The organism is Steroidobacteraceae bacterium (genome assembly GCA_041395505.1).
Taxonomy (GTDB): Bacteria; Pseudomonadota; Gammaproteobacteria; order Steroidobacterales; family Steroidobacteraceae; genus JAWLAG01.
The window spans coordinates 464,236-475,648 of sequence record JAWLAG010000002.1; the positions used below are offsets into that span (position 1 = coordinate 464,236).

At 60.9% G+C, this 11,413-nt stretch carries 11 protein-coding genes; 6 read left to right on the plus strand and 5 right to left on the minus strand.

Annotated features, from left to right (window positions below; translation table 11 throughout):
• Positions 1–68 precede the first annotated feature (68 nt).
• Genes R3E77_14830 through R3E77_14850 form a run of 5 tightly spaced genes read right to left on the minus strand, consistent with a single transcriptional unit; the run spans position 69 to position 5,082 of the window.
• Positions 69–1,217, minus strand: coding sequence for a cupin domain-containing protein (locus tag R3E77_14830; protein MEZ5500685.1), 1,149 nt, complete (start codon positions 1,215–1,217; stop codon positions 69–71).
• Between the two features lie 28 nt (positions 1,218–1,245).
• Positions 1,246–2,262 (minus strand): carbon-nitrogen hydrolase family protein, encoded by a 1,017-nt coding sequence (locus R3E77_14835; GenBank protein ID MEZ5500686.1) that lies wholly within the window; start codon positions 2,260–2,262, stop codon positions 1,246–1,248.
• 27 nt (positions 2,263–2,289) lie between these two features.
• On the minus strand, positions 2,290–3,525 hold the full coding sequence (kynU, locus tag R3E77_14840) for a kynureninase (protein ID MEZ5500687.1): 1,236 nt from the start codon (positions 3,523–3,525) through the stop codon (positions 2,290–2,292).
• 11 nt (positions 3,526–3,536) lie between these two features.
• Positions 3,537–4,166 carry an arylformamidase gene (gene kynB, locus R3E77_14845; GenBank protein MEZ5500688.1) on the minus strand — a complete coding sequence of 210 codons (630 nt, stop codon included), beginning with the start codon at positions 4,164–4,166 and terminating at the stop codon, positions 3,537–3,539.
• A 7-nt stretch (positions 4,167–4,173) separates the two neighbouring features.
• The gene (locus tag R3E77_14850) at positions 4,174–5,082 is read right to left on the minus strand and encodes a tryptophan 2,3-dioxygenase family protein (GenBank protein MEZ5500689.1); all 909 of its coding nucleotides are present in this window, start codon (positions 5,080–5,082) and stop codon (positions 4,174–4,176) included.
• A 72-nt stretch (positions 5,083–5,154) separates the two neighbouring features.
• On the opposite strand from R3E77_14850, the gene R3E77_14855 reads away from it, so the two are divergent.
• The 6 genes from R3E77_14855 (at position 5,155) to R3E77_14880 (ending at position 11,413) form a co-directional block, all read left to right on the plus strand.
• Entirely contained in the window at positions 5,155–6,285 is a 1,131-nt protein-coding gene (locus tag R3E77_14855) for a hypothetical protein (protein MEZ5500690.1), read from the plus strand.
• A gap of 4 nt (positions 6,286–6,289) precedes the next feature.
• Positions 6,290–7,900 carry a hypothetical protein gene (locus tag R3E77_14860; protein MEZ5500691.1) on the plus strand — a complete coding sequence of 537 codons (1,611 nt, stop codon included), beginning with the start codon at positions 6,290–6,292 and terminating at the stop codon, positions 7,898–7,900.
• Positions 7,897–8,295 carry a Dabb family protein gene (locus tag R3E77_14865; protein ID MEZ5500692.1) on the plus strand — a complete coding sequence of 133 codons (399 nt, stop codon included), beginning with the start codon at positions 7,897–7,899 and terminating at the stop codon, positions 8,293–8,295. Before R3E77_14860 ends, R3E77_14865 begins: the two co-directional genes overlap by 4 nt.
• A 24-nt stretch (positions 8,296–8,319) precedes the next feature.
• A complete protein-coding gene (locus R3E77_14870; GenBank protein MEZ5500693.1) occupies positions 8,320–9,222 on the plus strand; it encodes a fumarylacetoacetate hydrolase family protein in 903 nt (300 codons plus the stop codon).
• 17 nt (positions 9,223–9,239) lie between these two features.
• On the plus strand, positions 9,240–9,995 hold the full coding sequence (locus R3E77_14875) for a hypothetical protein (protein MEZ5500694.1): 756 nt from the start codon (positions 9,240–9,242) through the stop codon (positions 9,993–9,995).
• Positions 9,996–10,129: 134 nt separating this feature from the next.
• A complete protein-coding gene (locus R3E77_14880; GenBank protein ID MEZ5500695.1) occupies positions 10,130–11,413 on the plus strand; it encodes an MFS transporter in 1,284 nt (427 codons plus the stop codon).

Below are 11,413 nucleotides of genomic sequence, written 5' to 3' on the forward strand. Positions count from 1 at the left end.
CGGCTCCGGTGACAGGCACCCGACCGATGATGACACAAGTTGCCGCGGCCGGTGCGCGTGGCGCGTCGTCAGCCTGCCTGGTAGGCGCCTTTTTCTCCGGCGCCTTGCACCATGAACACGCCGAGCGCCTCCATGACAGGAAAGTCGTTGAATGAGAATAGATAGGCCGGCGAGTCCTTGGCGGTATTCACATGCTCGTGATACACCCAGGAGGGGACACAGAATATGTCGTGCTGCTGCCATTCGATGCGCTCGCCACCGATGATCGAATAACCCTCGCCTTCGGCTACGTTGTACACGACGTTGCCGGTGTGGCGATGGCTCTTTGTGTGCATGCCCGGCGCCAGCATCTGCATATGCGCGCCCATGGTCGACATGGCCCAGCCACCTGTGGCCGGATTGGTGAATCGCACGATGTGGCCATCATAGGGATCAGCCGGTTGTGCCTTTGCGGTGTTGTGCAGCGCAGCGCATGTGTGCTCCCAGCGATAAACCATCAGCGGCGAGTAGGGTCTGTCCCAGGCCGCCGCTGCAATTGGCAGCACGCCGGGCGCGCCGAATGTAAGCGGTGAGTCGTTGCAAACGTGCGCAGGCGTCTGGGCCGGCTTGGGATAGACAGCGTAGAAATTGGTCTCGAGACTGTTCATCAACGGTATGTCGAGCCCATCCTGCCATATCGAGGTTTTGCCATCGGCTCGAACGCCGTGGTCATGCCAGCAGCCGTTCGGCGTCAGCACGTAGTCGCGCGCGCCGAGCGTGATTTCATGACCGTCAACGACGGTATAGGCCCCACCGCCTTCCATGATGAATCGATGTGCGGATGCCGTGTGACGATGTGCGGGTGTAATCTCCCCAGGCCGCATGACCTGCAACCCACTGAACAACCACCCTACGGCGGCCGTATGTTGCCGGCCCGCATCCGAGTCATTGACCAGTACAACGACCCTGCGGCCCGCCTCTTCGGGGCGAACCAGGTCTGCTGACTTGAGCACCAGCTTGCGCATGTCTGCATAGCGCCAGATGGTCGGCCGGTAGCGCGTGACCGGCTCCCAGGGTTCGATATCGTTTGCGCGCGTCCAGAAAGCGACGGTCGAATACTTCGCCAGCTCCTGGTAATAATGCTTGAGCTCGGCCGTATCCTTTACCCGCGATCTTCCGAGTACGTCATCGCGTGGATCCGCGCCGGGATTGTCGGGTCGTTTGTCTGCCTGGATCATTGTGGGATCGCTCCGCGCAGTTGTCGCGTCAGGTGCTTGAATCCGTGGCATTCAGGGGCAAGGCAGGCTCGTCCTGTTGCGAACCCTGAACGAAGGACACCGGATCAAGTCGCGCGCGATTGACGGTGAGGTTGAAAATATCGAATCGGTTGTAGCTGCCGACGATATCGTGCATCTGCTTCGGCTGTATGCATGCATCGAGCGCGATGTCCGCGTAACAGATTCCTTCATCGTCGGCGAGTGAATCACCAATCAGGCAACCATCCGGGCCAATGATGCCGCTGAAGGCACTGTTGCGCCTGCCAAGCAGGCTGCGTGCCTCGGAATTCGCGTCGCACATCATGTCGATTATTTCCTGCGAAATGGTCGAACAGGAGACGATTGTGAAGATCTTGCCCTCGAAGGAATGCGCCGCGGCGCGGATCTTGATCGCCTCGAGCATGTTGTAACTCTCCGGCGCGACCGGCAGCGAAATATAGTTGGCGACGTGAATCTGCTCTCCTTGAGACAGGAGCGCGAATCGCGCCAGTGTATTGGTGTTCTCCCCGCAGGCCAGAGTGCCGAGCTTGCCGACCGGCGTATCGTAGATTCGCAGGCTGGATCCGTCGCCGCCCGTCCAGGTCAGCTTCTCGGCCCAGGTTGGCACCAGCTTGCGGTGTCGCCCGAGCAATTTTCCGTCTGCTCCAAAAATTAGATTGGTGTTGTAGAGCGTGCCGATGCTGCGCGCAATGCGCTCGTTGCAGCCAATCACGACGAAACACCCGCATTCGCGCGCAGTCTCTGCGATGCGCTCGGTCTCCGGGCCGGGTACTTCGATGCTGTTTCGATAAAGCCGGTCGAACCATGGGCTCCCCTGGATTGGATTGAGCAGCCAGTTCCAATAGGGATAGCCAGGAATGAAGACCTCGGGAAATGCTATCAGCTGAGCGCCGTTGGTAGCGGCTTCACGTATCAGTTCGCAAACCTTGTCGACGGTGGCATCGACCTGCAGATAGACCGGTGCCGCCTGTATGGCTGCTACACGGACCTTTGGGAAACTGAGCATCAGGCTGCACTCCTCAACGGTTTCGTCTCAGGTGAATCCGGTGCGGATCCTGTAGGCATCGCGATCCCAGAGACTCTTCGCCATCGTGTCATGAATGATGTCAACTGCATTGGATATATCCATGTAGCGTAGATACAGCGGTGTGACTCCGAAGCGCAGAATGTCCGGCGCGCGAAAGTCGCCGATTACGTCGTTCGCCTTCAGCGCCTGCATGATCTCGTAGCCATGCGGATGCCGAAACGACACGTGACCGCCGCGCAACTCATCATCGTCGGGGCTGGCCAAGTCGAATCCGTATCCACTACATCGTTCGCTCATCAGGTCGATGAACAAGCGACCGAGCCGTTGCGCTTTGCGGCGCAGCGCCTGCATGTCGGTTTGGTGGAATACTTCGACCCCGCATTCGAGTGCGATCAAGCCGAGCACCGTGGGTGTTCCGCAAAGAAAGCGCTGGATATCTGCGGCCGGTTGATAGTCATCCGTGAACGCGAATGGATCGCGGTGACCGAACCAACCACTCAGTACGGCCTGCGACTGTCCCTGGTGCCTCGCCGCAACGAACATGAACGCCGGTGCGCCGGGCCCCCCGTTCAGGAACTTGTAGCCACAGCCGGTCGCGAAGTCCGCACCGGCGGCATTCAAATCCACCGGAATCGATCCAGCGCTATGGCTCAGATCCCAGATCATCAACGCACCGGCGTCGTGTACGCGGCGGGTCACGGCAGCTAGATCGCGGATCGAGGCGCTCTTGTAATGCACCTGGGTCAGCACGACCGCGGCCACGTCGTCATCAAGACTCTCCAGCACCTGGTCGGCGGCAACGATTCTTGCGGCGATCCGGCCGTCCGTGAAGTTCTCCAGGCCCTGCATCATGTAAAGATCGGTCGGGAAATTGCCGGCTTCCGACAGGATTGCCCGGCGCCCGGGACGCAACGAGAGCGCCGCGGCCATGCATTTGAACAGGTTGATGGACGTCGAATCGGCAGCGATCACCTCGCCGGGCGCGGCCCCGATCAACGGCGCGATCTTGTCGCCGACGCGCCGCGGCGACGAAGACCAGTCAGCCGCCAGCCACGAAGTAATCAGCCCGTCCTTCCACTCCACATCGACCATCCTGGCAATGCGCTGCGCCGCGGTCCGTGGCGGCGGCCCCAACGAATTGCCGTCCAGGTAGATGAGTCCGTCGCGCAGCGCGAACTCGCCGCGCAATGGCGCCAGCGGGTCGCAGCGATCGAGATTTTCTATGGATTCGGAATCTGCCATGACAGGTCGTTTCAGATCGGTCGCAGTATGGCCCTCACTGGGCTGGCATCCGCGCCCGCCAGAGGCAATGGCAGGGCGATGAGTTCGTAATTTCCGGCCGGAACGTCATCGAGCACGAGCCCTTCGAGTATTCGCATGTCGTTCGCCAGAACCACACGGTGTGCATCCATGGATTTCGAATTCTGTGGATCGAGCGACGCGGCATCCGTGCCGATCAGGATGACCCCGCGCTGCGCCAGCATCGAGACCGTGGCTGCGGCGATTGCGGTGAAGGATTGGTCCCAACGATCGCCGGGAAACCGGTCGTAGGTGCGAAACAACACACGGCGCAGATCCTTGCCGAGCGCGGCGACATCGAAGTCACCGACGTTGACCTGGCCACGGGCATTGCGTACGTCGACGACCTGGCAGGGTCCGATATAAGGAGTGAGCTCGCAGGCAGCGCTGTCGGGCGCATCAGCGGCATAATGCAAAGGCGCGTCGGCATGAGTTCCGACGTGGCTCGAGAAACTCACGACCGACAGGTTCACCGGGCAAGCGGGCGAGATGTCTGCGGTGCGGCGACATTCGTAGGCCTGCTCGCCCGGCCAGACCGGCAAGCGACGATCCACACGCTGCGTTATGTCGATGAGGCGCGCCACTTCGGGCCTATACAGGACAGCCGGACGGCGTACCCATGACCGGCGCCTGCATGTCCGTTCGCATCGACCAGAGCTCCGGAAACATCTTCTGGTCCAACGCCTTGACGAGGTAGCTCACGCCGGATGACCCTCCTGTCCCGCGCTTGTCGCCAATCACGCGTGATACGGTCTTCATGTGCTTGAAGCGCCATTCCTGCAGGTAGTACTCGAGCGCCGCCAGGCGCTCGCCGAGCTGATAAAGGTCCCAGTTGGGCTCGACGTCGCGATAGATGTCCATCCAGATCTTCTCGACGGCTGCATGCGGTTGATACGGTTGCGTCCAATCGCGTTCCAGCAATTCTTTCGGCACGGCGAATCCGCGCCGGGCCAGCAGCTGCAGGCTAACGTCATAGATCGACGGATTTTGCAACGCGGCATTCAAAGCCGCGGTGTGCTCCGGGCTGTCGCGATGCACGATGATCAGATCGGCGTTCTTGTTACCGAGCATGAACTCCAGGATGCGGTACTGCCATGACTGGAAGCCCGATGCCTTGCGAAGATAGCCACGGAAGGTCAGGAAGTCATGGGGCGTCAGTGTTGCGAGCACCTCCCAGGAGTGGATCATGTGGCGCATGACGGTGGCGATCCGATCGAGCGTCTTGAACGCCTGCGGCAGCCGATCCGCGCGAATCTGCTCGTGTGCGATCTTTCCTTCATGCAGCACCAGCTTCAGCCACAATTCCATCGACTGGTGCATGATGATGAACAGCATTTCATCGGGCTCCGGTGAAACCGGGATTTGCGCGCCGAGGAGCTGATCAGTCTGGATATGGCGGCTATAGGTCAAACCGCGATCCCAGTGAATACGCTCGCCGTTGATGGTCGCCTCAAACGTTTCGACACCGTTGTCGACGCGACTGCGTACCTCGATCGTCATGATGTATTCCTGCTTGACCGGTCGGGAAAACGTGTCAGCTTGACACAGGTCGATGTTAGTTGATAATGCTGAATGCGTCCAGCACTGTTGAATCCTCCAGTCGAAGGCAGCACCAGGGCTCCAATGGGCTATGCAGGCGACATCGATTCCACTTCTGATACCGCGATCGAAGCGCGACCGTCGCGAAATCGCCGCGACGCGGGCGTCACCGTCGCGTGTCTGCTCGGCTCGTGCCTCCTCGGCGCCTGCGCAACGACCGGCAATGTTGCAAACATCGATCGGGTCGGTTTCGAGTTTGTTGGCGGCGAAACCGTGGCGAGACCGGCCACGGGAATACTGGGTGATACGCCCGACGAGATTCGCGCGCATCAGATCGCGGTGTTATCGCTGCACCCCGCTGTCGCGAAACCGAGTTGGCCCATCGTGCTGCTTCCCGGCTTCGGAATCGTCGCGGACACGTACCTCCAGACACCGGACGGACGCGAGGGTTGGGCGATGGATTTTGTTCGCGACGGACATCCAGTCTATGTCGTCGAACCCTCGCATACCGCGCGATCGGGAATTGATTCCGGCTTCTACATGCGCAAGGACGCCAATGGCGACACGCCGCAATTATTCAGCTGGGGCGCGAAGTCCGTTTGGCCGCGCTGGGGACTCGGACCGCGATACGGCGAGCAATTCGACGACAGCCGTTGGCGGCTGGAAGACTATCCCCGGATCGTCGCTGCGTTCACTGCAATCGAGACCGACAGAATTGCAGGCGCTCACCAGATCGATTATCAGCTGGAGAGCAATGTGGCCGGCCTGGTCGCCCTGCTGCAGCGCATCGGGCCGGCGATCCTGGTCGCGCACTCTGCGTCGGGCGTAGCCGCGTACACGATTGCAGCGCGAAATCCAAAACTATTGCGGGCTGTCATCAGCGTCGAACCGCTCGGCTGTCTGCTCGCCGTCAACGGGACCACTGCCTTGCCGACGCTTTCCATCTTCGGTGATCACATGGAAGTGCGGCCACAGATGCCAGCGCGCAGGGAGGAGTGCCGGCAGCTGGTTGCCGCGACACAGGCCGCCGGCATGCCGGCGCAGTTGCTCGATCTGCCGGCGCTTGGAATTCGTGGCAATTCCCACCTGATGATGATGGAAAACAACAGCCGCGAGATCGCCATGCGGATGCTGAATTGGCTGGACGGCCTGCCGGGCAGATAGGGCTGTGCCAGGCAGACGTCAGTTTCTACGGTTTGCGGCAGCCTCCGCCGCGGTATCCGGCCTGCGCGCGACAGCGGCGCCTGCGCCGACGCAATGGCATCGCGGCGACCTGGCGCACCTGATTCCGACTGCCACGCAACAGCAATTCCTGCTGAAATTTTCATTCACCAGGCGTCGGCGACATGCGCCCCGCCTGCAGATCGGCCGGCGCCGGATCGTCGCATTGCGCAACGATACCGCAGGGCGATTCTGGGAAGTGTGCTGCGATGGACTCGCGCCGGGCACAACATATGATCTGCGTTTGATCGAGCGCGACGGACGGCCGATATGCGACTGGTGGCCGTTGTCGACTCTGCCGGATCAAGCGCGATCGCCACGATCACTGCGCGTACTGACCTACACCTGCGCGGGCGGCGACGAGGCGCTCGTCCAGTCCGATGGCGTGAGAATCGTATTGCCTCTCGCGGTTCGCCGCCGCTTGTTGGCACGCGCGCTCGCGCTGCAACCGGATGTGCTGATTGCAAACGGCGATCACATCTACTACGACCAGGAGTCGATGCTTCATAACAAGCCGCCGCTCGTAATCGACGCATGGCGCAGCCTGCTGGATCGACTCGGCAGGCTTCAGCCTGGCCTGCCGCTGCTCGGCAGTGCGAACGAAGCATTGCTGACGACGGTTGGTGACCGCCAGATCGCCGCGCTCTATGGCGTCAGCCTGCGGTCGATCCCTTCGTTCTGGGTCAATGACGACCACGATCTGTTCGAAAACGACGAGGCGACGGCCGCTGGTGCGACCTTGCCGCCGACGTCACTGCGACTCGAAGCAGCGCAGACCCTGCAAAGACTCTATTACCCGGAATTCCTGCCCGCCGGAGCGGAAACACCGCCACTGCCAGGTAGTTTCCGTGATGCGGCAGGCCATCAACGCAATCGTGCGTTCGGCAGCGTTCGAATTGGCAACCTGCTCGAAGTCCTCTGCTACGACACGAAACGCTACGCCGCCGTCGACGACCCGGCAGCCGGCATGGTGCCGGCAAGCGTCGAGCGCTGGCTGACCGAGCGTACGCTCGACAGGTCCAGCGCGCAGCTCCTGCACTGCCCATCGACGCCAATTGGCTGGACCGCGGGCAAGTGGGGCGAGTGGTATCCGGATATGCTCGATCAAGCCGGTGCGCTCAGCGTCAGCAAACCGAAGCCATACTGGCCGGCCGGATGGTGGAGCCAGCATCAGCGTCTGCTCAAGGCGCTCGATGGCCAGACACGTCGCCCCGGTGCGATCATTTCCGGCGATCTGCACATGTTCTCGGCCGGCAGCATTTCGCGCAGCGGCGACCTCGAGTTTGCCAACCCCCTGCACAGCATCGTTGTCGGCCCGATCGGTACCGGAGATCCGGCATTTCCGTCAACCCACCGCGGGACTCTGCCGCGACCGCCGTTGGCGATGCACGTAGCGGAAGCAGTCGGACCCGTTGAGAAGAACGGATTCACAATGATCGAAGTGCGGCGCGATTCCATGCATTTCGCGTTCCATGCCTGGCGACCGCCCCAGCAGGAGGAGCAAATCGATGTCCTCGAGCCATTCGCTCGTTACGAAATACGTGGAGGCCTGACGTGAGAACAATTCGAATCATTCCGGTACTGATCGCCACGCTCGGCGCCATGGGTTGCGCATCCGGGATCGCCCGGAAATGCACTGAACAGAAGACCGTCAATCATGTCGTTGTCGTATGGTTGAACGATGAGTTTCGAAATGACGCTGGCGTCGCACGACTGGTGGCTGCGCACGAGGTCCTGCGGGAAATCCCTGGACTCGTGTCATTGTCCGTTGGTCGCGTGCTGCCAAGTGATCGCGCGATCGTCGACTCGAGCTTCGACGTCGCGTCTCACTTCACCTTCTGCAGCACGGCCGCCATGAACGCGTACCTGCAACATCCCGTGCACCAGCAGTTCCTGCGTGAGCAAACCGTCGGTCGCGTCAAGAAGGTCGTCGTCTATGATTTCGTCGAATAGAAGAGAAAGGGGTCGGATGTGCGCTTGGTAACATATCGTCTTGGTGAACGAGAGGCACGTCTCGGTGTATTGCATCGTGACCTGGTCGTCGACGCGTCACGGCTCGCCCGGCAGCAACAGTGTGAATTGCCGGCGGGCATGCTCGAATTCATCGACCTGGGCCAGCAGGGAACGCTGCTCTTGCAGGCGTTGCTGCAGGACAGCGGCCCAAGGGAACTGGCCGGCGCCAGTACGTTTGCGGGTAACGTCACCCTGCTGGCCCCAATTCCCAGACCCCGCAAGAACATATTCGGGATTGGGTTGAACTATGCAAAGCATGTCGAGGAGTCGGCGCGCTCGCTGGACACTGCAGCGCAACGCCCCGACAAACCGGTCATCTTCTCGAAACCACCGACTAGCGTCGTTTCCTGGTGTGATCCCATCATCCACAATCGCGCCGTCACCGAACAACTCGACTGGGAGACCGAGCTCGCGGTCATCATCGGTCGCAGGGCGTCACGGATCGATCGAAGTGCAGCCATGGATTTCGTGTTCGGCTACTCGGTCATCAATGACATCAGCGCTCGCGATTGCCGACGCAGTGGCCAATGGATCGTCTCCAAAGGTCAGGACAGCTTTGCGCCTATGGGACCATGTATCGTCACAAGCGACGAAATACCCGATCCGCACGACCTGCGCCTGTATACCAAGGTCAACGGCGTCGTCAAACAGGATTCGAACACGCGCCACATGCTGTTTCGAATCGACGAACTCATTGCGGACATCAGTTCGGTCATGACGCTGGAGCCCGGTGACATCATCGCCACCGGCACTCCCGATGGTGTGGGCGCAGGCAGAACACCCCCGGAATTCATGTGGCCCGGCGATGTGCTGGAATCCGCGGTCGAGCCCATCGGAACCCTGCGGAATCCAATCGTAGCCGCCTGATGCAGGATCGCAACGACGTGACCAAATCCAGCTTTCGAATAGGCCAGATCGTACCGAGCTCCAACGTCACCATGGAGACGGAGATTCCGGCGATGTTGCGCGCACGAGAGCAATTGCTGCCGGAACGATTTACATTTCACTCGAGCCGCATGCGCATGAAGACCGTGACGGCTGCGGAGCTGGCCGCAATGGACAAGGACTCCGATCGGTGCGCCCTCGAATTGTCGGATGCCGCGGTCGACGTTCTTGGCTATGCATGTCTCGTGGCGATCATGAGCATGGGTCATGGGTATCACCGCAAGTCGCAACAAAGGCTGCACCAACGTACCGTCGAAAACGGCAAGCCGGCCCCGGTCGTCACCAGCGCCGGGGCGCTGATAGAAGGACTACAGGCTCTCGGAGCCAGGCGTGTCGCAGTGATCGCACCCTACATGAAGCCACTGACCGAAATGGTCGTCTCGTATATCACTTCGGAAGGATTCGAAGTATGTGACTCGCTGGCACTCGAAATCCCCGACAATCTCGAGGTCGCGGCGCAGAATCCGCAGAATTTGCTGCAGCACTATCGACGGCTCGACCTCGGTAACGTGGATACACTCGTCCTGTCGGCCTGTGTGCAGATGCCGTCTCTGCCTGCCATCGAAAGGGTCGAGGATGCCTGCGGGATTTCGGTAGTTTCCGCAGCGGTCTGCACGACCTTCGGCATGCTGCGGGCGCTTGGCCTGCCGACGAAGGTTCCCGGCGCAGGGGCGTTGCTTTCGGGGCGCTATTGACGATGCAGTCGGCGTCCCATGCCGGAACGCGGCAGTACCGAACCCGGTGATGCACTGGCAGGGGAAAAAATACATTGTTTGAAGCAACACCCAGCGAGTCGAATCCGATAACCGAACGGATTCGATCCAATGCGATGTCGGCCCTGCAGTACGCAGCCATCGCGATCTGTATCGTCATCAACCTAATCGATGGCTTCGATGTCATCGCCGTGTCCTTTGCCGCACCTGAGATCGCACGCGACTGGGCCCTTGAACCCACCATGCTTGGCGCGGTCTTCAGCTCAGGGCTTGCCGGCATGGTTCTCGGCGCCTTGTTCCTGTCACCGCTCGCGGACCGGTATGGCCGCCGACCGCTCATCCTCTCGTGCCTGTTCGTGATAGGTGCGGGAATGCTCGCGTCTGCAGTCGCCGGCGGCGTCAGCGCCCTTGTTGCCGCACGGTTTGCGACCGGTCTCGGCGTCGGCGGGATGTTGTCGAGCCTCACGACGATGGTGGCCGAGTACAGTAACGATCGTCGACGGCAATTCGCCATCAGCATCCTGCAGACCGGCTATCCGGCTGGCGGTATCATCGCCGCGCTGTCGTCGGCGTTCCTCCTCGACATGTATGGCTGGCGCTCCATCTTCATTGCTGGCGGCCTGATTTCCCTCGCCATGATTCCCGCCGTGTTCTGGCGACTGCCCGAGTCCATCGACTTCCTGATGAACCGCAGGCGAGCCGATGCACTGGATCGAATCAACCAGCTGCTACGGCGAATGAACATGGCGACCGTCACCGAATTGCCGCCCACGACGGCCGGACGCAGGGCGCGAGCATCGGTAATCGAGATATTCGACACCGGCTTTCGCAGCCGGACCTTTGCCATCTGGATATGCTTCCTGATGGTGATGTCGTCGTGGTATTTCGTCGTGAACTGGACGCCGAAGATTCTTGTGGACTCCGGCTTGTCCCGCGATGCGGCCATTTCCGGCGGCATGCTGATCAGCGTGGGTGGAATGCTTGGCGGCCTTGCCCTCGGCTGGTTGTCCACGCGTGTGCGTGTGAGCCTGCTCGGCGCGATTTTCATGTTCCTCGCGGTCGTATCAATGACGGCGTTCGGCCAGCTCGAGGTCGATCTGACAGCAATGCTGGCGACGACCTTCCTGATCGGATTCTGCCTCGCCGCATCGATGATCAGTCTGTACGCAACCGTGCCGGAACTCTACCCTGCCCGTGTCAGGAATACCGGCACGGGCTGGGCGCTCGGAATCGGGCGACTGGGCGCCGTGATTGGACCGTATGTTGCGGGCATCGTGATCGGAGCCGGGTGGGAACGCTCGACCTACTTCTTCGCGCTGTCGACGCCGCTGCTCATCTCCGTCGTCGCGCTGACCTGGCTCGGTTCCCGCACGGGCTCGACGATCCGATCCGCCCGATGA

Bases quoted from the DNA above. Each gene is read 5' to 3' on its own strand.
- R3E77_14830 (MEZ5500685.1), bottom strand. From the start codon at position 1,217: ATGATCCAGGCAGACAAACGACCCGACAATCCCGGCGCGGATCCACGC.
- R3E77_14835 (MEZ5500686.1), bottom strand. From the start codon at position 2,262: ATGCTCAGTTTCCCAAAGGTCCGTGTAGCAGCCATACAGGCGGCACCG.
- kynU (MEZ5500687.1), bottom strand. From the start codon at position 3,525: ATGGCAGATTCCGAATCCATAGAAAATCTCGATCGCTGCGACCCGCTG.
- R3E77_14850 (MEZ5500689.1), bottom strand. From the start codon at position 5,082: ATGACGATCGAGGTACGCAGTCGCGTCGACAACGGTGTCGAAACGTTT.
- R3E77_14855 (MEZ5500690.1), top strand. From the start codon at position 5,155: ATGCGTCCAGCACTGTTGAATCCTCCAGTCGAAGGCAGCACCAGGGCT.
- R3E77_14880 (MEZ5500695.1), top strand. From the start codon at position 10,130: ATGTCGGCCCTGCAGTACGCAGCCATCGCGATCTGTATCGTCATCAAC.